Here is a 25,301-nt window from a genome sequence, read left to right on the forward strand (position 1 = left end):
TAGTATTGAGTATTGAGCTTTTGAGTAGTTTTAGGCTAACATCTCCTATCTCAATACTGATATCTATTTATAACTTCTTGTCTTCAATTCAATATTCTCATAGACCAATGCTTCTTTATGTAATACAGCATCACTTGGTGCGCCTTTGTATTCCCATGCAGCTACATACTTAAAGTTTTCGTCATCTCGCAGTGCTTCGCCTTCTTCGGTTTGGTACTCTTCCCTGAAGTGGCCCCCGCACGATTCGTTCCTGTGCAAAGCATCTTTAGCGAATAACTCTCCTAACTCCAAAAAGTCTGCTACGCGCATCGCTTTTTCCAATTCGGCATTTTTACTGTTGGCTATTCCAGGGACTTTTACATTTTTATAGAAATCCTCTCGCAAGGCTGCAATTTCTTCAATAGCTTCTTTTAGTCCTTTTTCATTACGTGCCATGCCGCATTTGTCCCACATGATTTTACCCAGTTTTTTGTGATAGTGATCTACTGAATATATCCCTTTATTGTTGATTAGGCTTTCTATTTGAGTTTTTACGTTTTTCTCTGCTTCATCAAACTCAGGAGTATCTGTTGGGATTTTTCCTGTACGGATGTCTTGTGAAAGGTAATCTCCAATGGTATAAGGAAGTACAAAATAACCATCGGCTAATCCTTGCATTAGAGCTGATGCCCCTAATCGATTGGCTCCATGGTCAGAAAAGTTTGCTTCTCCGGCAGCATAGCATCCGGGAATGGTAGTCATTAAGTTATAATCTACCCAAATGCCTCCCATGGTGTAGTGAACGGCCGGATAGATCATCATAGGTGTCTTATAGGGGTTTTCATCTACAATCTTCTCATACATTTGGAAGAGGTTCCCATATTTATTTTCAATGACTTCTTCTCCTAATTTTCGAACTTCAGCTTCTGATGGGTTCTTCATTCCACTGGTTGCTGCTTTTTCCTTTCCGTAGCGCATAATGGCAGCGGCGAAATCTAAAAATACCGCTTCTCCTGTCGCATTTACCCCAAATCCGGCATCACAGCGTTCTTTAGCTGCCCGGGAGGCCACATCACGTGGAACTAAGTTCCCGAAAGACGGATATCTTCTCTCCAAATAATAATCCCGGTCTTTTTCTGCTAGATCGGTAGGTTTTAGTTTGCCTTCACGAATGGCTTTGGCATCTTCTTTTTTCTTAGGTACCCAAATACGTCCGTCATTTCGAAGGGATTCTGACATCAATGTCAATTTGGACTGATGGTCTCCGGAAACCGGAATACAGGTGGGGTGAATTTGTGTGTAACAAGGGTTGGCAAAATGGGCACCTCGCTTATGAATTTTCCAAGAGGCAGTTACATTGCTTCCCATCGCATTGGTGGATAAGAAAAATACATTTCCATAACCTCCTGACGCAATCACTACTGCATGTGCTGAATGTCTTTCTATTTCACCGGTAATCAAATTACGGGCTATAATTCCTCTTGCTTTTCCATCAACTACCACAACATCTAACATCTCATGGCGATTGTACATTTTTATCTTTCCGCGATTGATCTGCCGGTTCATGGCTGAATAGGCTCCCAGTAATAATTGTTGTCCTGTTTGCCCTTTTGCATAGAAGGTACGGGAAACTAATACGCCCCCAAAGGAACGATTGTCTAATAACCCGCCATATTCACGGGCAAAAGGAACTCCTTGTGCAACACATTGATCAATAATGTTTGCTGAAACTTCTGCTAATCGATATACATTGGCTTCTCGCGAACGGTAATCACCTCCTTTAACGGTATCATAAAACAATCGATAGGTAGAGTCACCGTCTCCTTGATAATTTTTTGCGGCATTGATTCCTCCTTGGGCTGCAATGGAGTGTGCTCTTCTGGGTGAATCTTGATAACAAAATGCTTTTACATTATACCCCAGTTCTGCCAATGTAGCTGCTGCCGATCCTCCTGCTAATCCTGTACCAACAACAATAATGTCAATATTTCGCTTATTGGCAGGGTTTACCAGGTTGATGTCATTTTTATGCTTTGTCCATTTATCAGCTAAATCGCCTTGTGGTATTTTGGAATCCAAACTTGCCATATTTCGTATGTTTTAATGTGCGTTGAAATGGTGAAAAAGTGCAATGAAAATAAAACCTAACGGAATTAGCACAGCATATGCTTTCCCTATTTTCTTAATGGCAGACGTGTATTTATTATTGAAACCTACCGATTGAAATGCAGAGCTAAATCCATGTAGTAAATGCAGCATTAGAAAAATAAATGCGAGTACATACGCGCCAACTCTCAAAGGGCTATGAAACTTTTCTACCAGCTCATGGTGATACCTGTTAGGGTCTTCCGGAAGGAACTCTACATATTTGTAATTCATCTCCGGAAACCAAAAATCTATAAAGTGTAACACTACAAATGCTAAAATCACCAATCCGCTCCATATCATGTTTCTGGACATCCATGAGGCATTAGCTCCACCATTATATTTCGCATAGTTGATTCCTCGTGCATTTTTGTTTTTGATCTCTAACACAAAACCCATTACAAAATGAAACACTACACCAAAAATTAATATTGGTTGTAGTGCAAATTGAACTAAGGGATTGGTGCCCATAAAATGAGACCATTCGTTGAATGTTTTCTCGCTAAATACGGAGGTAATATTTATGGTGAAATGTTGTAATAAAAAAACAAGTAAAAATAGTGCAGAAAGCGCCATGGCTACTTTCCTTGCAATGGAAGATTTTAATAAACTCATTCGTCAATTAGTTTAGGTATACAAAGGTACTGTACAAAGCAATTTTTAACAAACTTTCCGATTCTTTTACACGGTATTTAGAATTAGTTTAACACCTTAAGTGTTACTTGATCTCTATTTCTCTTTTAGCTACTCCTTCATTTCCTGAAAACGCAATGGTATATTTCCCTTTTGGTAGATAATATTTTCCGTTCGAAGCTTTTTTTAACGAGGTGTCTTTATGTTTTTTCTCATAGGCTTTTTTCCCTTTCATTGCCATCGTTAAGTCATACGACGTATAATTAAACCCTTTATCCGCAACTGTTTGGAAGGAATTCATTTCAATGCCATCTTCTGACATAACTTTCACCTCAAATGTACCTTTTTGGAAGGTATAAAAAGCTATTTCTATATCCGGTTCATTGTAATCTGACCATGTGCTCCAACGTTCTCCCCAGCGCCCCGAATGGCGCACTGCGTCTATCTCAAAAATATGAATGGCTTTTCTGCTAAGCTCATAATTGTAATATTGCAATGGGGCAATGTCTGCTTTATAAATACTTCTCCCATGGGTTCCTACTAAAAGATGTTTTTCTTCCGGTTGGATCACTAAGTCATGTACTGCAGCATTAGTTAATCCATTATCAAAAGCTTCCCATTTCTTGCCTCCGGTAAATGATACATATACGCTATTATCTGTACCTACATAAATAATATTCTCATTTTCGGGGTCTTCAATGATCACATTTACAGGAGATGTAGGAAGGTTTCTATGCAGATCTCCCCAAGTTTTTCCATAATCATCGCTCCTATATACATAGGAAGTAAAGTCATCCCAACGATAACCATTGAGTGTTGCGTACACCCGTCCTTTTTTGTGTTTTGAGGCTACGACCCTGCTTACCCATAAGTCTTCATGAAAAGCATCGGAGATATTTTCCCAAGTATTCCCTCCATTTTTGGTAACGTGTACCAGACCATCGTCTGTGCCCACATAAATCAGCCCGAACTCAAAAGGGGACTCCGAAATGGTCGTAATAGTCCCATAGGCCACATTTCCTTTTTTACCTCCTTTGGTTAAATCTCCTGAAATAGCTGTCCAGTCATCCCCCTGATTTAAGGACCGCATTAATTTATTGCCCCCAAAGTATAAGATGTCCTGATTATGAGGTGACAATAGAATAGGTGTTTGCCAATTAAACCGGTACGGACTTTCTCCTAATTCGTGTTTGGGTTGGATATATTTTCGCTTTCCCGATCCTAAATCTAATCGGAAATAGTTTCCAAACTGATAGCCTGTATATACAATGTTCGGATTTCGAGCATCAATCTGAATTTGCATTCCATCTCCTCCCATGATGCTTTTCCATGGATATTGTCCTTGTTGGTGCCAACTTCTGTCTTCTCTAGCATTGTGGGAGCCTTTCCAAACACCATTGTCCTGAAGCCCTCCATATACATTATACGGCTTTTGATGGTCTATATTGATGGCATAAAACTGCCCTACAGATGGGGAGTTCTTTTTGATCCATGTTTCTCCATCATCATACGTAATATTTACACCTCCGTCATTTCCATTAATAATGTGACCTGTTTTATTAGGGTTGATCCAAATAGCATGATGATCGGCATGCACATTTTCCTGATTTATGGATTTCCATGTTTTTCCACCATCATCTGACCGGATAATAGGAACCCCGCCCGTATAGAGTTTATTTACATTATTTGGGTCTACTGCAATTTGTGCAAAGTAATAGCCATAACTATAAAAAAGATCGTCTATATACCCTTCATGTGTCTTCTTCCATGTTTTTCCACCATCATTTGTACGGTACACTTCAGCACCAATTACCGGGGTATCAAATAGCAGTGCATTGGCATTTTCCAAATACTTCGCTAAATCAACTGGTTTTACACTCTCACTTCTCACTAATTGTTTTACATTCTCCGCACGATACTTTTCCTGAAATCCGTTTGTCTTTAAATAATCATCTAATTTCTTATTATCAAGTGCTAAAAAAGTTTCGACTGACATGGTTTTGAAATCATCTTTCACCAGTTTGTCTTCATCTTTTTTCTTTTCTTCTTTTTCTCTATGGAATTGATTATCATGGATAGCAAATACCGTGTTTTCATCAAAAACAGCCAATCCAATACGTCCTACACCTTCTCCCGTAGGAAAACCACTTTCGGGAGTAGATGCACGGGCCCATGTTTCACCTCCATCAGTGCTTTTATAAATGCCTGAATTATTTCCGTTGCCTAAAAAATTCCACGCTTTTCGGTCTTTTTCCCATGAGGCTGCATACATCACATTAAAATTTCCAGGGGCATGTGCTATGTCTATAATTCCGGTTTCATCATTCACAAAAAGGGTTTGTTTCCAATTTTTTCCACCATCAACAGTTTTATAAATTCCCCGTTCTTCATTTGGGGAATATAAATGGCCTGTAACTCCAATAATTACTTCTTCAGAATTGTTGGGGTTGATAAGAATCCTCCCTATATGATGTGAGTCCATCAATCCCATATGTTCCCATGTTTTTCCATTATCTGTGGTTTTCAGTATTCCGATCCCTGAATACGAAGAGCGTGATGCGTTGTTCTCTCCTGTTCCTACCCATATGGTTCTATTTTTCCAGTCAATAGCAATATCTCCTATATTTTGAGTAGGGGCGTTGTCTGTGATAGGCGTGAAACTTGTCCCATTGTTTTGGGTATGCCACACCCCTCCGGATGCATAGGCTACATAAAACTCTGTGGGGTCTTCGGGGTTTACCGCTAAGTCAACCACTCTCCCACTCATAATGGTAGGACCTATGTTTTTGAATGGGACATTTTTTACAATAGACTCTTCTTTGAGTTCTTTTGTGCTTTCAAGATTGTATTTTATATCTTCTACAGAAGTTGGCTCTTGCTGTGCAATTACAAAGTTAAGGCCTGCACATATTAAAAATAGTAAAATGTATTTTTTCATTTTGGAAGTTAGTTTAAAGATGTTGAAATTTAGAAAATAATTGAAGGGAATCAAAATTTTATATAAAACTACTTCATTATATCATTACTCACATATTAAAATTAGTATCATTCTGAACTACGTTCATATTAGCTCATCTCATCATTCCATTTCTTTATTATATTATCATGTTTCTTTTTATTATTCTCATGAATATTAACAAGTATGTTTTGCAGATCAATAAAGATGTCAGTCTCAAAGGATGAATGACTATTAAGTACTTTTTGTCTAATTTCAATTATAAAATTACGTAGAGTCGAGAACAATAATTCTAACTCAGATAAAGTAACATCAATTTCATCAATAAAATTTTCTTTGTATCTATCTGTATGTGCATAAAATTTATTCCTAAGTGTTTTTATTTTTTCTCTTATTTTAATTATGTTTTCAGCATTAAAACTCTCACAATATTCATCAATGTCAGATTTTGATAACACATCATTAAATTCAAGGCCCTTATAATTATTTTTCAATAGATTTAAAAACCTATAAACATTGTAATGTTGAGTATCATTTTTATGCTCAAATATCTTGCATAATTCAATAACTAAAATATACCAAGAAGAATGTTTAATAAATCGGATAAAATGTTTGTTACTGTTCTCTGTTATTGGGTAATCTCTTAGCTGAACCAAACAATGATAATATTCATACGATTTGGTGTATAATAACCATATCTGTGAAGTCTCTATATTAAAATCTGATTTTCTCATACATGCTGATATACTTAGGATACTAATAACTGTATTTAATATGTCTTTGTCATATCAATATCAACAACAATGATATAGTCTGCCGAGTTTAAATGATCTTCTTCTACTTTGTTTATATTTTCTTGTTCTACCACATTAATTGTTTTAATATTCATATCTGGCATTTGCTTTTTTAAATACCAATATATCCCTTCATAATCATTGGAGTGATAAGCGCCATTATAATGAATAAAAATAGTTCCCTGCTTAACATTTTCAATGATAAAATGAGCCATGGTAGCATCTTTTATCGCTTGTGCTTTCGGAAGGTTTTCCCCTCCGTGGCCGGGCATCATTTCAAGCATTGCTTTATAGGAAGGTAGATTTGGGTCGTAGCTAATAGGGAGTGGGGCTATCCGTTTTTTTTCTTCCATCGATAAGCTGCCAAGCACATCAAAGCCTTTTTTAAAAACCAAACTTGCATATTTTCTGGGAACATTGGTGGCTATAAACTTTAATTGTTTTGTCTTTGCAAAATCAACCAGAGGCTTATAATCCGTTTTATAATTTTTCCATAGCCGCGCCAAGGTGTCAAATGCTTTTTCATCTATTGTTCCATTCAAATATTTCTCAATAGCTTCTTGGTTGTCTGTTTCAAACATTTCTGCCCCTAATATTATTTTATTTTCCTGGGATAGGTCATATGTAATCTCATATTCTAACCAATGGGCAATTGCATTGTTATGAAGTTCTCCAAATAATATAATATCTGCTTTGGAAAAATCTTTGAGCATTTTTTTATAAGAAGTCTTCTGTCCTTTATCATTGTATATCTTATAAGGTGCTTTTGTTTGTGCTTTTATTGATGAAAAAGAAAAAATTACCACTAAAAGAATTGTAATCTTAGTATGCTTTAACATTTTTAAGTATTTTGTGACATTCCAAATGTATAAATTTGTTTCTAAAGTAAATTCATATGAAATACGATTTAATCCCTAATGCTTTATTTATAAAAAACCGTAAAAAATTTACTGCCGGAATGAAGCCTAAAAGCCTTGCAGTGTTTAATTCAAATGATATATATCCGGTAAGTGCTGATAGCATGTTGCCTTTTGCACAACACAGGGATATTTTTTATTTGAGCGGGGTAGACCAGGAGGAAAGTATTTTGGTTTTGTTTCCTGATGCAATAGAAGAAAAGCATAAAGAAATTCTTTTTGTGAGGGAAACCAATGAGCATATTGCTATATGGGAAGGAGAAAAGCTTTCTAAAGAAAAAGCGACAAAGGTTTCCGGAATTAAAACTGTGTATTGGCTTTCTGATTTTGAAAAGGTTTTTCATGATATCATGACGGAGGCCGAAATCATTTATTTTAACACCAATGAACATTACCGCCAAGCTGTAGAGACCGAAACCCGTGAGGACCGTTTTATAAAATGGTGCAAAAAGAAATACCCTGCCCATAAATGGGAAAAAAGCAATCCAATACTACAAAGGATACGCGGGGTAAAAGAACCTAAAGAGATTGACCTGATTCAAAAAGCGTGCACTATTACCGAAAAAGGGTTTAAACGAGTGTTGAATTTTGTGAAGCCCGGCGTATGGGAGTATGAAATTGAAGCAGAATACATGTATGAATTTTTGCGGAACCGCTCTAAAGGGTTTGCATATACGCCAATCATTGCCTCAGGGTTTAATGCCAATGTTTTGCACTATATTGAAAATAACCAACAATGTAAGGATGGGGATATGCTATTGATGGATGTTGGTGCAGAATACGCAAACTATTCCAGTGATATGACGCGCACCATTCCTGTAAATGGGCGATTTACGAAACGGCAAAAGGAAGTCTATAATGCTGTCCTCCGTGTAAAAAATGAGGCTACTAAAATGTTGGTTCCCGGAACATTGTGGAAAGAGTATCATGTAGAAGTGGGAAAGATTATGACTTCTGAATTACTTCATTTAGGGTTGTTGGACAAAGCAACTATACAAAATGAGAATCCGGATTGGCCTGCGTACAAAAAATACTTTATGCATGGCACTAGCCATCATATTGGGTTGGACACACATGATTATGGCGAATTAAAAACCCCTATGAAAGCAAATATGGTATTTACCGTAGAGCCCGGGATTTATATTCCTGAGGAACGTATGGGCATTCGCTTAGAGGACGATGTAGTAATACAAGAAAAAGGAGAACCTCTAAATCTTATGAAAAACATCCCTATTGAGGTGGAAGAGATTGAGGAGTTTATGAATTCGTAATTCTTATTTGTTCATTTTTTGAAACAATTCTGTAATCCTGCCATCCGTCAAACTGGCAATAAAGCAACTGATGTTTAAGATGCAAGTATATAACGATGCGTCTGTTTTTAAATACTTTTCAGGAATTAAATACAATATTAGTTTGTCATAATTGCTTTCTTCTCCTTTAAATTTGCTAACTGCTGCTTTTAAAAAAACATCCAGCAACCGTTCAATAACTGCATACCCAGTAATTTCTTTCTCAATAACTTCTTTTGACCGGTATATTTTTTCAATACTTAATTTTATAATATCATCTATTTGAGCTTTGTAATTAGATTTTTCCAGCAGTGCAGTCGTAAATGTACCTTGTAGAATTGCCTCTTCGTTTCTTATAAAAATTTCCACAGTCTCTTCTATCAATACATTAATTGCCATTGCCCGTAAATAGCCCAATCGGTCTTCTTTAGTATGCAGCTCATGGTATTTTTTGGTGTTGATTTTATCTTTTACCAGACTTATCAAATATTCCAGGGCATATGATTCATCTACCAAACCGAGATTAATACCGTCTTCAAAATCTATAATAGTATAGCAAATATCGTCTGCTGCTTCTACTAAATATGCTAGAGGATGACGTGCATACGAAATATTTGTTCCTTTATTGGTTTGCTGAATTCCTAATTCGGAAAACACTTCTTCAAAAAATGGTTTTTGTGTTTGAAATATTCCAAACTTTTTATCGGCAATATGTGATGACGGTTTTACCGGCAAGGATTCTTTCGGGTATTTCGTAAAGGCTCCTAGCGTAGCATAGCTTAAACGTAAGCCTCCTTCTATTCCTTTTCGGGTTTCAGTAAGGATCTTAAATCCATTTGCGTTTCCTTCAAAAGCTATAAGGTCTTGAAATTCTTTATCAGTAAGGTCATTTTTGTATTGTGTTCCGTTTCCCTTTTTAAAATATTCACCAATAGCCTTTTCCCCGCTATGCCCAAAAGGAGGATTCCCGATATCATGTGCCAATGCTGCAGCAGCGACAATAGCTCCAAAGTCATTGAAATGATATCCATGGATTTCTCTTAAGTGTGGATGTTTTTCCAGTATTTTTTTACCGGCCAATCTTCCTAAACTTCGCCCTACTACCGAGACCTCCAAGCTATGGGTAAGCCGGGTATGTACAAAATCAGTTTTAGATAAGGGAATTACCTGTGTTTTGTCTTGCAGGCTCCTAAATGCAGAAGAAAATATAATCCGGTCGTAATCTACTTCAAAACCCAAACGGGTTTCGTCTTGTTCTTTTCGGAGCCGCTTATGGGTATCTCCAAAACGTTTAAGGGATAGCAATTGTTCCCATTGCATCATAGTGGTACTTTCTTTAAATGACAACGGGCTGTATGAAAAGCCATAAAAGTTCCAAATATGTCATATTGAGCGCAGTCGAAATATTTGGTTATCAACTATATAAAATTCTCGACTGCGCCCGAATTGACAAAAAAGCTACTTTTCAGACAGCCCCTATTAATGTTGTTATTATGACCCACACATTAGGCAATCATCATCTTCATTTTCTTTTGACCTTGCTATCATTTCTTTCAATTCTTGAGGTGAAAGTGGTTCTACCGCTACTGCCGGGTTTGTCCCTTTTGCCTGCGTTGCTATTGCCTCGGGAACGGGTTCTGACTTTTTGGTATTATCTAATGTAAACTTAATTGCATCTACTGCCGATTTTGTTCTCAGATAATACATTCCTGTTTTTAATCCACTCTTCCATGCATAGAAATGCATCGAGGTTAGTTTTGCCATATTGGCATTTTCCATAAACAGGTTGAGTGATTGTGACTGGTCTATAAAATACCCTCTCTGGCGCGACATGTCTATGATGTCCTTCATGCTCATTTCCCATACCGTTTTGTATAGTTCTTTAATTTCCTGAGGGATAACATCTATATGTTGAATAGATCCATTGGCACGCATTAATTCTTGTTTCAACTCCTCTGTCCATAATCCCATATTTACTAAGTCTTCCAGTAAATGTTTATTCACCACAATAAACTCTCCAGAAAGCACACGTCTTGTATAAATGTTTGATGTATAAGGCTCAAAACACTCATTGTTCCCTAGTATTTGCGAAGTGGAGGCAGTTGGCATCGGTGCTACTAACAATGAGTTCCTAACACCATGTTTTTTAATATCCTTTCTTAGTTTTCCCCAATCCCAAAGTCCACTTAACTCTTCATCTTTTATTCCCCACAAATTATGCTGAAATTCTCCTTTTGAAACAGGAGATCCTTTGTACGATTCATATGGGCCTTCTTCTTTAGCAAGCTCCATAGAAGCGGTTACAGCAGCATAATAGAGAGTTTCAAAAATATCTTGATTCAATTGTTTTGCTTCATCACTGGTAAATGGCATGCGAAGCATAATAAATGTGTCTGCCAATCCTTGAACTCCAAGACCTATAGGCCGATGGCGCATATTGGAGTTCCGGGCTTCTTCTACCGGATAATAATTCCGGTCAATAACCTTGTTTAAGTTTTTGGTAACCTGTTTGGTTACTTTAAACAATTCTTTATGGTCAAATGCTCCATTTTTCACAAACATCGGTAATGCAATAGAGGCTAGGTTACATACGGCAACTTCATCTGGTGAAGTATATTCCAAAATCTCGGTACAAAGATTAGAAGAACGTATAGTGCCTAAATTCTTTTGGTTCGATTTTCTATTCGCCGCATCTTTATAAAGCATGTAAGGGGTTCCCGTTTCTATTTGGGACTCTAATATTTTCTCCCAAAGCTCACGAGCTTTAATGCTTTTTCTCCCTTTGCCTTCTGCTTCATATTTCTCATACAACGTTTCAAATTCTTCACTATGCACATCAAAAAGCCCAGGGCATTCATTCGGGCACATTAATGTCCAATTACCATCTTCTTGCACACGCTTCATAAATAAATCGGGAATCCACATGGCATAAAAAAGGTCTCGTGCCCGCATCTCTTCTTTTCCATGATTCTTCTTCAAATCTAAAAAGTCAAAAATATCTGCATGCCAAGGTTCTATGTAAATGGCAAAACTTCCTTTTCGTTTTCCCCCTCCTTGATCAACATAACGTGCTGTATCATTATATACACGTAGCATAGGCACAATTCCGTTAGAAGTCCCGTTGGTGCCCCCTATATAGGATCCTGTTGCACGAATATTGTGGATAGATAGGCCAATCCCTCCTGCTGATTGTGATATTTTGGCTGTTTGTTTTAGGGTGTCGTATATACCATCTATGCTATCTTCTTTCATAGTCAACAGGAAACAAGATGACATTTGTGGTTTGGGTGTTCCAGAGTTGAACAAGGTTGGTGTAGCGTGTGTAAAGTATTTTTTAGACATGAGTTCATAGGTCTCCAGAGCGCTATCAATATCATTCAAATGAATCCCTATAGAAACTCTCATCAGCATATGCTGTGGACGTTCTGCTATCTGCCCATTTAACTTTAATAGGTATGAACGCTCTAAAGTTTTAAACCCGAAATAGTCATAACCAAAATCACGGTTGTAAATAATGCTGGAATCTAAAGTGTCAGCATGTTCCATGATCACTTTATAGACCTCATCTGAAAGCAATGGTGCTTTTTTCCCGGTACGCGGATTTACATATTCATATAAATCTGTCATGGTTTCGGAAAAGGATTTTTTGGTGTTTTTGTGCAAATTTGATACTGATATTCTAGCTGCCAATCGTGCATAATCGGGATGCGTAGTAGTCATAGTCGCCGCTGTTTCTGCAGCCAAATTATCTAACTCTGACGTGGTTACACCATCATATAATCCTTCTATAACGCGCATAGCTACTTTTACAGGATCTACCAGATCATTCAATCCATAACACAATTTTCGTACGCGAGCGGTAATTTTATCAAACATTACCGGTTCTTTTCTACCATCTCTTTTTACTACAAACATGCCCTTGTTTTTTAGTTGTTTATTATTTCCCTTAAATTATATTTTTAAAGCTCTCAAAAAAGAATAGGAAAGTAGCCATAGTAAGCAAATTTTCAGGTTCTTTTTTTAGTAAGGAGCCGTATGTTTATACACCTATAAGGTGTTCTGAATTTCCTTATGCTAAAAATCAGCGTCGAAGCTTATTTTTTGAGATGTTTCGTCTTTGTCTTTGTTCAATACCCCCGCTTTTTGATATTCGGACACCCTTTTTTCAAAGAAATTGGTTTTTCCTTGAAGGGATATCATCTCCATAAAATCAAAAGGGTTGGATGCATTGTATACTTTATCACAGTTCAATTCCACTAAAAGCCTGTCTGTAACAAACTCCAAATACTGTGTCATCAATTTAGCGTTCATTCCTATAAGGCTTGCCGGAAGCGATTCCGTGATGAATTCGCGCTCAATATTTAAGGCATCCACAATTATTTCCTTAATTCGTTCAGGAGTCACTTTATTTACCAAGTGATTGTTATGTAAATGTACAGCAAAATCACAATGCATGCCTTCATCTCTGGAGATAAGCTCATTTGAAAACGTAAGTCCCGGCATTAATCCTCGTTTTTTTAACCAAAAAATAGAACAGAACGCTCCTGAAAAGAAAATTCCTTCTACGGCAGCAAATGCTATAAGCCTTTCTGCAAAACTAGGTGATTCTATCCATTTTAATGCCCAATCTGCTTTCTTTTTAATAGCGGGAAAAACTTCTATCGCTTTAAACAAATTGTTTTTTTCTACCTCATCTTTTACATATGTATCTATTAACAATGAGTAGGTTTCTGAATGAATATTTTCCATCATGATTTGAAACCCGTAGAAGAATTTTGCTTCAGAATATTGTACTTCGTTCACAAAGTTCTCTGCCAAGTTCTCATTTACAATCCCATCTGAAGCAGCAAAGAAAGCAAGGATGTGTTTAATAAAGTATTTTTCATCTTTATTGAGCTTGGTGTTCCAATCGCTTAAATCTTGGTGCAAGTCTATTTCTTCAGCAGTCCAAAAGCATGCTTCTTGTTTTTTGTACCAATCCCAAATATCGTGATGTTGTATAGGAAAAATAACGAATCGGTCTTTATTTTCTTGTAAAATAGGCTCAACTGCTACAGACATAGTGCTTTGGTTTTTAATAAATTAATAGAAATTATATTGAGTCAGATTGTCTTTAACAAAGATTCAAAAATGTTGTTGAAATTGAAAGCAAGTTCTGAGTTTAATCAGTTAAAGTTTTTAACACAAATTGTTGAAATGTCGATTGAGAGGTGATTGTTATTGGCCTTGTTAAGTAATTGTTAAGTGGTGATATTTTTTACTTTATGAATCTGCAACAGAAATAATAAGAATTTTCTTTTATTACATTTTTAAATTATGTTTTTATCCTCTAAAAAGAAAAAAGCGCTCTTTCATTTCTTCAATGGCAGCACTCTTATTGGTAATGATATATTTAATTGCTTCAGAAGTAAAGCTTTTTCCTTTAGGGGTTAGTGATATGATATTTTTATTGATAGTAATCATGTTGTTTTTTAAGGCAAGCGTTAATATTGTCTTAGATTTTAACCTCCCCCAGTTGATATGTTCTTCAAGGTGATTTATATGTCGCTCTGTTTCTTCATCATGGTTTTGTAAGTGTAATAAAAATGTGAGCAAGTGTACTTCCGTTTTTTGTCGTTTTTGTCGATATAATATAGATATAACTCCACGATTAGGCGCAAATAGGTATATCAGAAAGAACATAATCCCCAAAACGGAGGTCATTGCTCCTGCAATGGAAGCGTCTAGCCAATGCGCTACCCAATATCCAATTATAGCCCCTATAAGGCCGAAGAAACAAGCTAAGGTTAACATTTTCTTTAGGTTGCTAGTCAGTAAATATGCCATTGCCGGTGGTGCAATCATTAATGCTACAACTAAAACAGCACCTACCGCATCAAAAGCGCCTACTGTGGTAACAGAGGCTATCGCCATAAGCCCATAATGTATGATTACAGGTGAGAAACCTAATGTCGCTGCTAAACCTTTGTCAAAAGTACTTACTTTGAGCTCTTTGAAAAATGCTATCAAAAATACAATGGTTATTATTAAAATCGTCCCAATAACCCAAAGAGATTTGGGCCCGTAATCTGTTCCGCTAATGAGTAATCGGTCAAATGGCGCAAAGGCCAGTTCTCCTAGCAACACAGCATCTATATCTAAATGCACATCGTCTGCGTTCTTGGCAATAAGGATGACACCAATACTGAACAATGCCGGAAATACCAATCCGATGGCAGTATCTTCTTTTACCAGTCCTGTTTTTTGAATAAACTCTACTAAAAAGACAGTAATGACCCCTGTAACACCTGCTAAAAGAATCAACCAAGGGGAATTAAGATCGTGCGTTAAGAAGAACCCAACAACAATTCCAGGCAGAATAGAATGGCTTATGGCATCACTGATCATCGCCATTTTCCGTAGGACTAAAAAGGTTCCGGGGATGGCACATGCAATGGCCACTAAAGAGGCTATGAGTTGTATTTCTATCTGTGCACTACTCATCGTCTTCCTGTGTATATAAGTTAGTGGCTTTTTTATAGCCTTTTTTAGTAAGCGCCCACATGGTTCCTTGAATGGTTATATATTCTTTACTTTCTAACTTTTTAAGCGATCGTTTGTTATATCCCTGAAAGTTATTCAAGATTTTTATCGCATGTGGATGACTTATATCTTCATGTGTTTTAGCAATATTGTACATAAAAGCCAATGTCTTATGTAATTGTAAATCGCTTCGGTTCTTTCGATAGCGTATTTCTCTGAACAATAACCCTCTCCCGGGGGAGAAAATAAAAGATAGTACGACAAAAAATGCCGCTACCAAGACAATTAAAGGGCCGGTTGATAGATTATTTGAACTAGCACTTATAGCTGTTCCTATGACTCCTGAAGCTGCTCCGAAAACAGCTGCTAAAAAAACCATTATCCCCAAACTATTGGTCCATTGCCTTGCAGCAGCAGCAGGGGCCAATAGCATGGCACTCATCAATACTACACCTACAGTTTGTAGCCCTAGAACAATCGCCAAGACGATGAAAGAGGTTATTAAAATATCCAGAAAACGTGTATTAAATCCCAAGGATTTGATATAATCCACGTCAAAAAGAAGAAGTTTCAACTCTTTCCAAAATAATAACAAAACTATCAGGCTTATTCCTGTTATAATACTCATTAGCCATACATCACTTTCTATCAATGTAGCGGCCTGGCCAAACAAGTATTTATCGAGCCCAGCTTGATTGGCATTGGGCATTTTCTGAATAAAGGTGAGCAGCAGCATCCCAAAACCAAAAAATAAAGATAGAATAAGGCCTAATGCAGTATCTGATTTCAAGTGTGTTTTTTTAACAATTCCCCTAATCCAAAAAGTTCCTATAAGCCCACTTATTAAAGCGCCTATAAGCAGTGTGTTTGTGTTTTTTGTGCCTGTTATAAGAAATGCAATGGCTATCCCAGGCAATGCTGCATGGGAAATGGCATCTCCTAAAAGGCTTTGTTTTCTGAGTACAGCAAAACTGCCTAACATCCCACAAATGGCCCCCAATACGGCTGTTCCCATGGTGATGGTCCGGAGTGTATAGTCATTGATTACTAACGAGAAATACTCTTGTATATTCATTATTGCTGAATACTTACCTTATAATTAATACCGTATGTTTTCGTTAAATTATCATCATTAAAAATATCTTTTACAGGGCCTGTAGCAATCTTTTTTACATTTAAAAAAGTTACCCAATCAAAATATTCTGGAACAGTTTGTAAATCATGATGAACTACAATCACTGTTTTTCCTGCCTTGCGCAGTTCTTTCAAAATATTAATAATAGCTTTTTCTGTAGTGGCATCAACTCCTTGAAAGGGTTCGTCCATTAAATAAATACTGGCGTCCTGGACTAGTGCTCTCGCTAAAAATATGCGCTGTTGCTGGCCTCCGCTTAGCTGACTTATTTGTCTTGATTTAAATTCGAGCATTCCTACTTTTTCCAAGGCTTCTAAAGCGGCTTTTTTTTGTTTTTGCCCCGGGCGTTTTATCCATCCCAAACTTCCGTATGTACCCATCATTACTACATCTAGTGCCGTAGTAGGGAAATCCCAATCTACACTCCCTTTCTGTGGCACATACGCTACATGTCGATATTGTTCCTTATAGGTTTTTCCAAAAACTTTTATACTTCCGGCAATGGGCTTTATGATGCCTAGAATTGATTTTATTAAAGTTGATTTTCCAGCACCATTAGGTCCTACAATAGCCATTAAAACACCTTCAGGAATGGCTAAATCAATGTCCCATAGCACCGGCTTATAATTATATGCTACAGTGAGGTCATCTATTTTTATGGCTATTTTTTCACTCATTATTTTAATGCGTTAACAATGGTATTTACATTGTATTCAAACATTCCTGTGTAAGTACCTTCTACGGTGCCTTTTGTGCCCAAAGCATCTGAATAAAGTGTCCCTCCTATGGCGACATTGTGCCCTTTTGATTTTACAGATGCTTGTAATGCTTCTATAGTCCTTTTTGGAACCGAGCTTTCCACAAAAATGGCTTTTATATTTTTCTCTATAATAAACTTAGCAAGCTCCTGTACATCTTGTACTCCGGCTTCAGTAGCAGTAGAAAGCCCTTGCAACCCCACTACTTCAAAATCATAGGCCCCACCAAAGTAATTAAATGCATCATGGGCAGTTACTAATATCCTTCTGTCCTTAGGAAGTGTTTCTATGACCTCCTTTATTTCTTTCTCTAAAGCGTTTAATCTGTTTATATATTTTTTACTGTTTTCTTTATATAAAGTGCCGTTTCCAGGATCTATCTCTATAAGTTTTTCAGCCACATATTGGGTAATTGCTTTCCAAAAAGTGATATTAAACCAAATATGAGGATCATAATTAGAAGCAAAATATTCTGATCCTATTAGCTTATCCTTAGCTATGGTTTCTGCAACGGCAATAGTTTTTTTGTTTTGGCTTTCCATCTTTTCAAAAACATCTACCAGTTTTCCCTCTAGGTGAAGTCCATTATAAAAAACTACATCAGCATTGAAAAGTTTTGTAACATCCCCTTCACTGGCTTTATACAAATGTGGGTCTACGCCACTCCCCATTAATCCTTGAACATTAATAGCTTCTCCTCCAATGTTTTGAAGTAAATCTGTAAGCATTGTGGTTGTAGTAACTACTTGAAGTTTTCCGTCTTTATTTTTGTTTGTTTCCGTTTTACAGCTTACTACAATCAATAAAAGTAAAAGGTATTTTTTCATTTATTCGTTCTTTTTTATCCCTATTTTGGTTTTTTCATTAACAAATTAAGTGCTTAGTATCACATCATGCATTATTTAGGGATCCGAAAACTTACCCCTGCACTTAATAGTATATTCTGATCATTATTTATTCCTGTACCTATTGTTGCATCCAACTGTATGTTATCACTTAGCAAATAGGTCATTCCGGCATCCCAAAAATGATTTGCAGTGCCATTCTCAGGAAAATCTCCATACAGCTCTGCATATAGCCCTAATTTATCTGTTAAACTGTATCCATAAGCTAACGTATAAATATAAGCTACCTCTGGAGAGTCATTTCCCCACTGCGCTCCAAGATTATATGACAGGCTCGACTTTTCACTTAAAGTATGTGCAAAAGCTAACCGGATATCGGCACCTGTAGTAGCTGGTCTAAAGTCATCTCCTGCACTAAAGGGTAAAAATAATGCCCCTAACAACCCTATTTCAGGTAAAGTGCCTTTTTCCTCAGTAATCCCTATTTTCAATCCTAGCAATAATGGTGAAAGCCCGTTGGCAACATCACTCAGCTTTATACCGTTTATTTCTGTGGTTACTCTTGCAAAATCAGCTCCTAAACGAAGTTCTAGATTATCTAAAAGTCCATAACGAAACAGTGTTGTGTTATAGGTCATTGTTTTTTCTTTAAACACTCCATCTCCATTATCCTCATAAAAAGCACCTGTTTCTACTTGTAAATAGCCTTTCGGAACCAAAGTTGGTGACTCCGTCTGATCAGGTCGGTCCGTAACCAATGTTCCCTCGTCTATTTTATCTTGTTCCTGAGCACACAAAACTCCTGTTATGGATAAACATAAAATGGTTATTCTTTTTTTAATTAAACTCATCTATTTTATATCTTTGGCTAGCAAAACTATAAAAGTTAGCCATGACTAACAAATATTCTTCGTTAGAATTGACAAAAAGTGAAGAGGATTATCTAAAAGCACTCTTCCATCTTCATATTGAACAAGAAGATACGAAAGTAGGAAACAATCAACTAGCTGATTATCTGAAAGTTTCGCCTGCTTCTGTAAATAATATGATTAAAAAACTGAAAACTAAAAAATTGGTAAGCAGTGAGAAATATAGCAAATTGGAGCTCTCCAAAATGGGCAGAGAGGTTGCTATATGGCTCATTCGAAAGCACCGCCTCTGGGAAACTTTCTTGTATAAATACCTGAACTTTTCCTGGGACGAAGTCCATGAAGTGGCCGAACAACTAGAGCACATAAAATCGCCTAAACTGATTGACGAGTTAGATCGTTTTATGAAGTATCCGAAAAAAGATCCGCATGGTGATATTATTCCTAATGAGCATGGTGATTTTGAATTGACACCCAAAACAACGCTTGCACACCTTACCAGTGGTTCTCGATGTAAACTAATGGCCGTAAATGATAATTCTGTCGCTTTTTTAAAATATGTTTCTGAGATTGGTTTGGCACTTAGTAGTGATATAAAAGTACTTGAAGTGAAAGAATTTGATGGTTCTATTCGAATTGAGTTTGGTGGAAAAACTGAAACTGTTTCTAAAAAATTTGCAAATAATATTTTTGTAGAAATTAGTTAATCCTTATCCTCTTATAAATCGAAATTAGTATTTTTGGTTAAAGCCCAAAAGTATGATCCGGTTTTTCTTTTTCTTTAGCCTACTCTCCTTAAATATTATAAATGCGCAACATACTGTTGTCAATCAAACAGTAACATTATCTCCTGAAACTGAACAAGAGTTTCTTTTTGCAGCAGGAAAAGGAGATGTCATTGGGATTAGCCTAAACCGAAAAAAGGGAAAGGTTTCTGAAATAACCTTGTCAGAATATCCAGATCATTTGGTATTTTCAGATACGAATGTGAAAAAACTTCATACTTCCATTACTGCAACAAGAGAGGGTATTTACACACTTGTTGTAAAGAACAACCACAAAAAAATATGTTCGTTTTCATTAAATGTTCTTGTGAATACCTCTCGAAATAAACCATTAACTGTAAGCTATAAAATAGAAAGAGATACTACTTATGGATATCAAACTCTTCATTATCGAACTATTGATAAAACAGTAACAGAGTCATTACAGAACGAGCAATTTTACCTTAACAGCCGCTCTAATACTGTTTTGAAAGGTGGAAAAAACCGAGTAATTCTACCTGTGAACCTTCCTGAAAACACTGTTGAATGGTTTTATGTATTTACAGCATCCAGAAATGAAGACGATATTAAAAACACTCTTCACTCTTTTGACCTTGCAGCTTCATTGACAAAGTTTATTGACAATGATAAATCGCTTAGCAGTGCTGTTGCCAGCCTGAATGCCCCCCCAGGAGCAAATATTTGTGATATCTACTTATTAGATGAAGAAAATACACTCCTTTTTAATAACAAAAAAGATTTTTTATATGAAATAGATGCCTCTCGGGAAAATTATAAGTCAGGAGTTGTGGAGGTAAAAGAAGTGAATGGAAAGAAAACTTATTTGGGCATTAATAATACTGATAATATTTATGGAATCCATGTAGCCATAGAAATAGTTGCTATTGTAAAAACCCAAGAAACCATTGAAGAATTTATAAGCATTCCTATTATTACAAGTTATGAAATCCCTATTGTAAAATGAGACAAGATCTATATTGTCCTGCTCATAAGGTCTTCTCCAAACTGTTTTAAAATGGCTTTTTTACCTTCATTTATACTAATGCGGTCTAATTCTTTAAACGCTTTTTCAGTATAATTTGTTATTGCCTTTTGCAACATTTTAACAGCTTCGGTTTCTTTATAGATGTTTTTCACTGTTTTTATTTTTTCAGTAGCATCCGGAGGTTGGATGGAAAATAAATATCGTAACATCTGAGCTGTTTGCCTTGGGGCTTTTTCTAAAGCCTTTAAGTATAAAAATGTCTTTTTATTCTCAATGATATCACCTCCTGTTTGTTTTCCAAACGTTTTTGGGTCTCCAAAAACGTCTAAATAATCATCTTGTAACTGGAACGCAATACCCAAATTCACCCCAAAATTAGATATTGCCTGTGCATCTTCCATACTTGACTGAGCTACTATAGCTCCCATTTTCATTGCTGCCCCTATAAGTACTGCCGTTTTATATTCAACCATCTTCATGTATTCAGGCAATGTAACATCCTCCCTTGTTTCAAAGTCAATATCATACTGCTGCCCTTCACAAACCTGCATGGCCGTCTTATTAAATAAAACCAATAGTTTTTTAAATGTTTTTTCATCATATCCTTCAAGAAAATTATATGCCATAATAAGCATCGCATCTCCAGAGAGAACTGCAGTGCTTATATCCCATTTTTTATGTACTGTCAGTTTTCCTCTACGTATAGGTGCGTCATCCATAATATCATCATGCACTAGCGAAAAATTATGAAACATTTCAATCGCTAAAGCAGCATCTAAGGCTTTTTTATAATTACTGTCAAAAATAGCAGCAGTCATTAATGTTAATATAGGCCGGATCCGCTTTCCTCCCAATTGCATCATATATTCTACTGGAGCATATAAATTATGCGGTTCTTTTACATTGACCTTCTCAGCTAAGTAACCGAGAAATGCTTTTCTATATTCCTGAATAGACAACATTTTTGTTAGTTATTTTCCTGCTAAAATAATATAATTCAATATGCCTATTGGACAAATCTTTTGTTAAATAATTGTAAAACTTTGGAAACTTTTATTGTTTTTATAGTTTCCTTGTGTATTTTTGCCCTCATTAAAATAATGAAAGAGACTATTTTACATAAAGCTACCGACATGTTCTTAACCCTTGGTTTTAAGAGCGTTACTATGGATGATATTGCCAATGAAATGGGAATTTCGAAAAAAACCATCTATGCACATTACGAAAACAAAACCCAACTGGTAGAAGCATGTACTTTTTATTTGTTTGAAAATATATGTTCTGGGATTGACGCTATTTGCGATACAGCTCCCAACCCTATTGAAGAGTTGTACCATATAAAAAGGTACGTGATGGAAAGTCTTAAAAATGAAAAATCCTCTCCCCAATACCAACTCAAAAAATATTATCCGGAAACCTATGAAGCTTTAAAAAAGAAGCAATTTGAAGTGATGCACGAAAGTGTTTCTGATAACCTTAAAGAAGGTATAGATAAGGGCCTTTTCAGAAAAAGCTTAAATGTTGATTTTGTGACTAGAATGTATTTTAATGGGATGACGGGGATAAAAGATGGTGACTTATTTCCAAACAAACAATATTCTATGGAACAGCTCATGGAAAATTATCTTGAATATCATTTACGAGCCATTGTCACCAAAAAAGGCATGAAAATATTAGCACAACTTAACAAAATACAATCAAAGGACGAATGAGAATAATTACGCTAACTTTCTTCACACTACTTTATATCACTACGGGAATTGCCCAGCAAAAAGAATACCGCTTTTCATTAGAAGAAGCTATTAACTATGCACTAGAAAATAACCGAATGGCTATCAATGCCCAAAGGGATATTGAAGCTGCCAAGAAACAAAAGTGGGAAACAACAGCCACAGGGCTGCCTAAAATAGACGCCTCTATAGAATACCAAAATTTTCTCAAACAACAAGTTTCATTGATTCCCGCAGAGTTTTTTGGTGGAGAGCCCGGAACATTTTCTGAAATCATTTTTGGAACCAAACAAAGTGCTTCAGCTACCGCTACTTTAAAACAACTCCTTTTTGACGGATCTTATCTTGTAGGGCTTCAATCTGCTAAAGTATTTCTCAAAATTTCTAAAAATGCCAAAGTAAAAACAGATTTAGAAGTTCGTAAAGCTGTTATTGAAGCTTACGGGAATGTTTTATTAGCTGAAGAAAGTGTTTTGATTCTTGAAAAGAATAAAAATGCCCTTCAAAAAAATGTAGATGAAACTGAAAAAATTTATGAAAACGGCCTTGCTGAAGAAGAAGACCTTGAGCAGTTACAAATTACCCTTGCAAATATAACTAGTGATCTCAATAATGCACTTCGATTGAAGGACATTGCGTATAAACTCTTCAACATCACTCTAGGAATTGACTTAAACGTAGAAGTTGAATTTACAGAATCACTAGAAAATTTAACTGTTCAAAACATCAACCAAGCACTTATTGAAGCACCCTTTGATGTAGAAAGTAATATTGACTATCTTATTGCCAATAATAATAAACGTTCCCAAGAACTTTTACTTAAACTTGAAAAAAGCCGTGCCCTGCCTACATTAAATGCTTTTTTAAATGGAAACTATCAAGGGTTTAATGATGAGTTTAGGTTTTTAAGTAGAGAACAACAATGGTTTGGAAGTTCCTTATTAGGAGTTACTTTAAACATTCCTGTTTTTAGTTCATTAGAGCGGTCTGCCAGAACCCAACGAGCAAAAATTGAATTGGAAAAAGCAACTACCGACTTAACAGAAACAGAACAAAAAATAAAATTACAACTTGAATCTGCTAGAAGTGAATATCAATTTGCTATAGAACAATACAGCACTTCTAAGCAAAATTTAAATCTTGCAGAACGTATTGAACGCAAAAATCAAATTAAATATACTGAAGGGATCACATCCAGTTTTGAACTAAGACAAGCACAATTGCAGTTATATGCAAGTCAACAAGAATATTTACAAGCAATGCTAGATGTAGTTACCAAAAAAGCAGCACTAGAAACTATTTTTAATTCCAGAGGCATATCAAAATAAGCGTCCAATAGTTTAAAAATGTTTAAAAGTTTAGTAATTATGAAGAAGACCTTTTCATTTGAAAAATCAAAAGTATGGCAAGAAGCTAAATCCCTGTCAATTCTTGTATACTCGTTAACTAAAATTTTTCCAGAAGATGAGCGCTTTGGGCTTACCTCTCAAATGAGACGTAGTGCTGTTTCTATTGCATCAAACATTGCAGAAGGTACAGGGCGACATACCGAAAAAGATAAAGCCCGATTTACAGCAATCGCATATGGGTCTTCTCTAGAATTATTAAATCAAACAATCATCTCTTCCGAACTAAACTATATTTCAGATGAAAAATACGAACTAATAAGACTTTTCATCGAAAAAATCACGAGAATGTTGAACGGATTATATAAATCCCAACTGACTAATTCTCCCATAAAACATCTAAACTCCTAAGCGTTAAACTTCTAAACTTAAAAACACTAATGAAATATATATATATCATCCTATCTGCAGCCTTCATACTTACTTCATGTGCAAATGGCTCCAAAAAAACGGTAGAAGAACTTATTGAAGAAGGTAATTTGGATGCACTCCGTACTAAAAGAGGAGAGCTTGTTATTCAAAATGATTTATTAAACACCCAGCTATCAGAACTGGATGAAGCTATCGCAAAACTCGATACCGTTAAAAAGTTAGCCCTTGTTAGCTCTTTTACAGTTAAAGACACCTTATTCAACCACTACGTAGAAATACAGGGAAGTGTAGACACAAAACAAAACATCATCATTTTTGCAGAATATTCAGGTGTGTTATACAAAATCTATGTAAAAAAAGGTGAAGCTGTAAAAAAGGGGCAGTTGCTTGCTAAAATCGATGATGGAGGATTAAGCCAACAGCTTGCCCAAATGCAAGTACAAGCTAATCTTGCAAAAACCACTTACGAGCGGCAAAAAAGACTTTGGGATCAAAAAATAGGCTCTGAAATTCAATACCTCCAAGCAAAAAGCACCTATGAAGCACAAAGTGAAGCTGTTGCCCAAATGCGGAATCAACTTGCTAAGACTTCCATTACAGCTCCATTTTCAGGAATCATTGATGAAATTTTTTCCGAGCAAGGAAGTGTAGTAGCTCCCGGAAGAGAAATTATGCGGATTGTAAACCTAAATGATATGTATATCGAGGCCGAAGTTCCTGAAAAATACCTTGCCGATATTAAAAAAGGAACCCATGTACAAGTTGAATTCCCTATTCTTGGAGAAACAGTTAACACTAAAGTCAGGCAAGTAAGCAATTACATCAATCCAAACAATAGGTCATTCAAAATAGAAGTTGGTGTTCCGAATACCTCCGGCAATATCAAACCCAACCTTACAGCAAAACTTAGAATCAATGATTACACTAATAAGGCTGCCATTCTTATACCCCAAAGCATTGTTTCTGAAAATGCCGATGGAGAACAATACGTTTACATTGCCTCTTCTATCATTGACAGCAGTAAAGAAGCCATTGCCCAAAGAGCAATCATAGAAACCGGCAAAACACAAGGAGACATCGTAGAAGTTATAAAAGGAGTGGCTAGCGGAGATGCAATTATAAAAGAAGGTGCCAGAAGTGTAAAAGATGGTCAAAAAGTAAAACTCATCAATAAAAAATAA

Annotated in this window: 21 protein-coding genes; 7 read left to right on the forward strand and 14 right to left on the reverse strand. The window is 36.1% G+C overall.

All coding sequences use genetic code 11. The annotated features are described in order from the left end of the window. Positions 1-63 precede the first annotated feature (63 nt). The 5 genes from WBG21_RS06495 to WBG21_RS06515 form a co-directional block, all read right to left on the reverse strand. Entirely contained in the window at positions 64-2,067 is a 2,004-nt protein-coding gene (locus tag WBG21_RS06495) for a fumarate reductase/succinate dehydrogenase flavoprotein subunit (protein ID WP_340076010.1), read from the reverse strand. Positions 2,068-2,079: 12 nt separating this feature from the next. Further along, on the reverse strand, positions 2,080-2,739 hold the full coding sequence (locus WBG21_RS06500; RefSeq protein WP_340076012.1) for a succinate dehydrogenase cytochrome b subunit: 660 nt from the start codon (positions 2,737-2,739) through the stop codon (positions 2,080-2,082). Between the two features lie 103 nt (positions 2,740-2,842). Continuing rightward, positions 2,843-5,695, reverse strand: a complete 2,853-nt coding sequence (locus WBG21_RS06505; RefSeq protein ID WP_340076014.1) for a WD40/YVTN/BNR-like repeat-containing protein — start codon at positions 5,693-5,695, stop codon at positions 2,843-2,845. 128 nt (positions 5,696-5,823) lie between these two features. Beyond that, positions 5,824-6,447, reverse strand: a complete 624-nt coding sequence (locus WBG21_RS06510) for an AbiU2 domain-containing protein (RefSeq protein ID WP_340076016.1) — start codon at positions 6,445-6,447, stop codon at positions 5,824-5,826. Between the two features lie 35 nt (positions 6,448-6,482). Next, on the reverse strand, positions 6,483-7,346 hold the full coding sequence (locus WBG21_RS06515; RefSeq protein ID WP_340076018.1) for a ChaN family lipoprotein: 864 nt from the start codon (positions 7,344-7,346) through the stop codon (positions 6,483-6,485). 56 nt (positions 7,347-7,402) lie between these two features. Here WBG21_RS06515 and WBG21_RS06520 point away from each other — a divergent pair, with 56 nt between their 5' ends. Beyond that, a complete protein-coding gene (locus WBG21_RS06520) occupies positions 7,403-8,695 on the forward strand; it encodes an aminopeptidase P family protein (RefSeq protein ID WP_340076020.1) in 1,293 nt (430 codons plus the stop codon). A 3-nt stretch (positions 8,696-8,698) separates the two neighbouring features. Here the strand turns inward: WBG21_RS06520 and WBG21_RS06525 are convergent, their stop codons facing one another. From WBG21_RS06525 to WBG21_RS06560, 8 genes are all read right to left on the reverse strand, one after another. Continuing rightward, on the reverse strand, positions 8,699-10,033 hold the full coding sequence (locus WBG21_RS06525) for a deoxyguanosinetriphosphate triphosphohydrolase (protein WP_340076387.1): 1,335 nt from the start codon (positions 10,031-10,033) through the stop codon (positions 8,699-8,701). Positions 10,034-10,204: 171 nt separating this feature from the next. Next, positions 10,205-12,628 (reverse strand): ribonucleoside-diphosphate reductase subunit alpha, encoded by a 2,424-nt coding sequence (locus tag WBG21_RS06530; RefSeq protein ID WP_340076022.1) that lies wholly within the window; start codon positions 12,626-12,628, stop codon positions 10,205-10,207. A 159-nt stretch (positions 12,629-12,787) separates the two neighbouring features. Further along, positions 12,788-13,774: a ribonucleotide-diphosphate reductase subunit beta gene (locus WBG21_RS06535; RefSeq protein ID WP_340076025.1), complete on the reverse strand. Its 987-nt coding sequence runs from the start codon at positions 13,772-13,774 to the stop codon at positions 12,788-12,790. A 261-nt stretch (positions 13,775-14,035) separates the two neighbouring features. Next, positions 14,036-15,196 (reverse strand): metal ABC transporter permease, encoded by a 1,161-nt coding sequence (locus WBG21_RS06540; RefSeq protein WP_340076027.1) that lies wholly within the window; start codon positions 15,194-15,196, stop codon positions 14,036-14,038. Next, positions 15,189-16,310: a metal ABC transporter permease gene (locus WBG21_RS06545; protein ID WP_340076029.1), complete on the reverse strand. Its 1,122-nt coding sequence runs from the start codon at positions 16,308-16,310 to the stop codon at positions 15,189-15,191. The genes WBG21_RS06540 and WBG21_RS06545 overlap by 8 nt, the downstream gene beginning before the upstream one ends. Further along, positions 16,310-17,047, reverse strand: coding sequence for a metal ABC transporter ATP-binding protein (locus WBG21_RS06550; RefSeq protein WP_340076031.1), 738 nt, complete (start codon positions 17,045-17,047; stop codon positions 16,310-16,312). Before WBG21_RS06550 ends, WBG21_RS06545 begins: the two co-directional genes overlap by 1 nt. Further along, positions 17,047-17,955 (reverse strand): metal ABC transporter solute-binding protein, Zn/Mn family, encoded by a 909-nt coding sequence (locus tag WBG21_RS06555; RefSeq protein WP_340076033.1) that lies wholly within the window; start codon positions 17,953-17,955, stop codon positions 17,047-17,049. Before WBG21_RS06555 ends, WBG21_RS06550 begins: the two co-directional genes overlap by 1 nt. A 71-nt stretch (positions 17,956-18,026) precedes the next feature. Continuing rightward, positions 18,027-18,824, reverse strand: a complete 798-nt coding sequence (locus WBG21_RS06560; protein WP_340076035.1) for a transporter — start codon at positions 18,822-18,824, stop codon at positions 18,027-18,029. A 41-nt stretch (positions 18,825-18,865) separates the two neighbouring features. On the opposite strand from WBG21_RS06560, the gene WBG21_RS06565 reads away from it, so the two are divergent. Both WBG21_RS06565 and WBG21_RS06570 read left to right on the forward strand, forming a co-directional pair. Further along, the gene (locus WBG21_RS06565) at positions 18,866-19,549 is read left to right on the forward strand and encodes a metal-dependent transcriptional regulator (protein ID WP_340076037.1); all 684 of its coding nucleotides are present in this window, start codon (positions 18,866-18,868) and stop codon (positions 19,547-19,549) included. A 52-nt stretch (positions 19,550-19,601) separates the two neighbouring features. Next, positions 19,602-20,591 carry a hypothetical protein gene (locus WBG21_RS06570; protein ID WP_340076039.1) on the forward strand — a complete coding sequence of 330 codons (990 nt, stop codon included), beginning with the start codon at positions 19,602-19,604 and terminating at the stop codon, positions 20,589-20,591. An 8-nt stretch (positions 20,592-20,599) separates the two neighbouring features. Here WBG21_RS06570 and WBG21_RS06575 read toward each other — a convergent pair whose 3' ends face one another. Next, positions 20,600-21,574: a polyprenyl synthetase family protein gene (locus WBG21_RS06575; protein ID WP_340076041.1), complete on the reverse strand. Its 975-nt coding sequence runs from the start codon at positions 21,572-21,574 to the stop codon at positions 20,600-20,602. A gap of 138 nt (positions 21,575-21,712) precedes the next feature. Here WBG21_RS06575 and WBG21_RS06580 point away from each other — a divergent pair, with 138 nt between their 5' ends. From WBG21_RS06580 to WBG21_RS06595, 4 genes are read left to right on the forward strand one after another with little or no spacing between them, the layout of a single operon-like run. Beyond that, a complete protein-coding gene (locus tag WBG21_RS06580) occupies positions 21,713-22,324 on the forward strand; it encodes a TetR/AcrR family transcriptional regulator (protein ID WP_340076043.1) in 612 nt (203 codons plus the stop codon). Continuing rightward, on the forward strand, positions 22,321-23,670 hold the full coding sequence (locus WBG21_RS06585; protein WP_340076045.1) for a TolC family protein: 1,350 nt from the start codon (positions 22,321-22,323) through the stop codon (positions 23,668-23,670). Before WBG21_RS06580 ends, WBG21_RS06585 begins: the two co-directional genes overlap by 4 nt. Before the next feature lie 39 nt (positions 23,671-23,709). Beyond that, a complete protein-coding gene (locus tag WBG21_RS06590; RefSeq protein ID WP_340076046.1) occupies positions 23,710-24,099 on the forward strand; it encodes a four helix bundle protein in 390 nt (129 codons plus the stop codon). 29 nt (positions 24,100-24,128) lie between these two features. Next, on the forward strand, positions 24,129-25,301 hold the full coding sequence (locus WBG21_RS06595) for an efflux RND transporter periplasmic adaptor subunit (protein WP_340076048.1): 1,173 nt from the start codon (positions 24,129-24,131) through the stop codon (positions 25,299-25,301).

The organism is Leptobacterium meishanense, from assembly GCF_037645805.1.
Classification (GTDB): Bacteria; Bacteroidota; Bacteroidia; order Flavobacteriales; family Flavobacteriaceae; genus Leptobacterium_A; species Leptobacterium_A meishanense.

Coding starts and splice junctions, on each gene's coding strand:
- WBG21_RS06555 (WP_340076033.1), bottom strand. CDS start 17,955: ATGAAAAAATACCTTTTACTTTTATTGATTGTAGTAAGCTGTAAAACG.
- WBG21_RS06515 (WP_340076018.1), bottom strand. CDS start 7,346: ATGTTAAAGCATACTAAGATTACAATTCTTTTAGTGGTAATTTTTTCT.
- WBG21_RS06585 (WP_340076045.1), top strand. CDS start 22,321: ATGAGAATAATTACGCTAACTTTCTTCACACTACTTTATATCACTACG.
- WBG21_RS06590 (WP_340076046.1), top strand. CDS start 23,710: ATGAAGAAGACCTTTTCATTTGAAAAATCAAAAGTATGGCAAGAAGCT.
- WBG21_RS06500 (WP_340076012.1), bottom strand. CDS start 2,739: ATGAGTTTATTAAAATCTTCCATTGCAAGGAAAGTAGCCATGGCGCTT.
- WBG21_RS06495 (WP_340076010.1), bottom strand. CDS start 2,067: ATGGCAAGTTTGGATTCCAAAATACCACAAGGCGATTTAGCTGATAAA.
- WBG21_RS06525 (WP_340076387.1), bottom strand. CDS start 10,033: ATGCAATGGGAACAATTGCTATCCCTTAAACGTTTTGGAGATACCCAT.
- WBG21_RS06520 (WP_340076020.1), top strand. CDS start 7,403: ATGAAATACGATTTAATCCCTAATGCTTTATTTATAAAAAACCGTAAA.
- WBG21_RS06530 (WP_340076022.1), bottom strand. CDS start 12,628: ATGTTTGTAGTAAAAAGAGATGGTAGAAAAGAACCGGTAATGTTTGAT.
- WBG21_RS06535 (WP_340076025.1), bottom strand. CDS start 13,774: ATGTCTGTAGCAGTTGAGCCTATTTTACAAGAAAATAAAGACCGATTC.
- WBG21_RS06565 (WP_340076037.1), top strand. CDS start 18,866: ATGACTAACAAATATTCTTCGTTAGAATTGACAAAAAGTGAAGAGGAT.
- WBG21_RS06540 (WP_340076027.1), bottom strand. CDS start 15,196: ATGAGTAGTGCACAGATAGAAATACAACTCATAGCCTCTTTAGTGGCC.
- WBG21_RS06595 (WP_340076048.1), top strand. CDS start 24,129: ATGAAATATATATATATCATCCTATCTGCAGCCTTCATACTTACTTCA.
- WBG21_RS06510 (WP_340076016.1), bottom strand. CDS start 6,447: ATGAGAAAATCAGATTTTAATATAGAGACTTCACAGATATGGTTATTA.
- WBG21_RS06545 (WP_340076029.1), bottom strand. CDS start 16,310: ATGAATATACAAGAGTATTTCTCGTTAGTAATCAATGACTATACACTC.
- WBG21_RS06560 (WP_340076035.1), bottom strand. CDS start 18,824: ATGAGTTTAATTAAAAAAAGAATAACCATTTTATGTTTATCCATAACA.
- WBG21_RS06570 (WP_340076039.1), top strand. CDS start 19,602: ATGATCCGGTTTTTCTTTTTCTTTAGCCTACTCTCCTTAAATATTATA.
- WBG21_RS06580 (WP_340076043.1), top strand. CDS start 21,713: ATGAAAGAGACTATTTTACATAAAGCTACCGACATGTTCTTAACCCTT.
- WBG21_RS06575 (WP_340076041.1), bottom strand. CDS start 21,574: ATGTTGTCTATTCAGGAATATAGAAAAGCATTTCTCGGTTACTTAGCT.
- WBG21_RS06505 (WP_340076014.1), bottom strand. CDS start 5,695: ATGAAAAAATACATTTTACTATTTTTAATATGTGCAGGCCTTAACTTT.
- WBG21_RS06550 (WP_340076031.1), bottom strand. CDS start 17,047: ATGAGTGAAAAAATAGCCATAAAAATAGATGACCTCACTGTAGCATAT.